The following is a 1,111-nucleotide window of genomic DNA, read 5'->3' on the forward strand; positions in this document are numbered from 1 at the left end:
ACAAGACGCTCTGGAAGGGGAGCAAGGGAGCTAAAGACCTGGGCTCGTACCTTACCTTTGGCGACCTATACATTATTAATAAGGCCCCCAAGTCCGTCACCGACTACCAGCGCCGCCTGAGCCTCAGCCAGGCTGTCGGACAGGTAGACTATACCGTCGGCACTACCCACTACACCCGCGAGTACCTGGCTTCGTATCCCGATGGGGTGATTGCGATTCATTATCGCGCCACCGGGGCTGAAGGCATCCACGTCGGCCTTCAGCTTATCAACGGACAGGGCGGACAGACCGCCACCTACACTACTGAAGGAGCTAGCTTTGCCGACCAGGTGGCCAATGGAATGCACTTCCGCGCCGCACTCTCCGTGGAGCAACAGGGCGGAACGGTCACGCTCAACGGCCGCGAAATCGTCATTGAGGGAGCACACGAGATGACGCTCTACCTGACCTGCGGCACCGACTTTGACCCGTTGCAGCCCAACCACCTGACGGGTGATGCCGCCGCCCTCGAACAGCAACTCGCAGCTCACCTTACCGCAACCAAGGCCAAGGGGTACGAAGCCGTGCGAGCAGATCACGTAGCCGATTATCAGCAACTCTTTCATCGGGTCAAGCTCTACCTACCCCAGGCTCGGAACAGCGTAGTCACCCCGACGCTCCTTCAGCGCACCACACCTGAAGCCCAAGCCATGGTGGATGCCCTCATCTTCCAGTACGGGCGCTACCTGGCCATCGCCTCTTCGCGTGGCGTCAGCCTGCCCTCCAACCTTCAGGGCATCTGGTGCAAGGACGGCACGCCCAAGAGTGACGCGGTGTGGGCATCCGACATTCACTCCAACGTCAATGTGCAGATGAACTACTGGCCCGTCGAGCCGACCAACCTCTCTGAGCTGCACATGCCCTTCCTCGAGTACATCCGCAACGAGGCCACCCGCTCCGGTGGCACTTGGCAGCAGAACGCCCGCGACCTGGGCGCACAGCACGGCTGGGTGGTCAACACCGCTGGCAATATCTTTGGCGGGTCGAGCAACTATAAGCTAGGCAAGTACTCCGTGGCCAATGCCTGGTACTGCCAGCACCTTTGGCAGCACTTCACCTACACCCGCGACAC

The 1,111-nt window shown here is 60.5% G+C and carries 1 protein-coding gene; it reads left to right on the forward strand.

What is annotated here, in order from left to right:
• A partial coding sequence (locus Q4P78_RS08830; protein ID WP_303340006.1) for a glycoside hydrolase N-terminal domain-containing protein occupies positions 1–1,111 on the forward strand: 1,111 nt, incomplete at both ends.

The organism is Rothia sp. (in: high G+C Gram-positive bacteria) (assembly GCF_030540545.1).
Taxonomy (GTDB): domain Bacteria; phylum Actinomycetota; class Actinomycetes; order Actinomycetales; family Micrococcaceae; genus Rothia.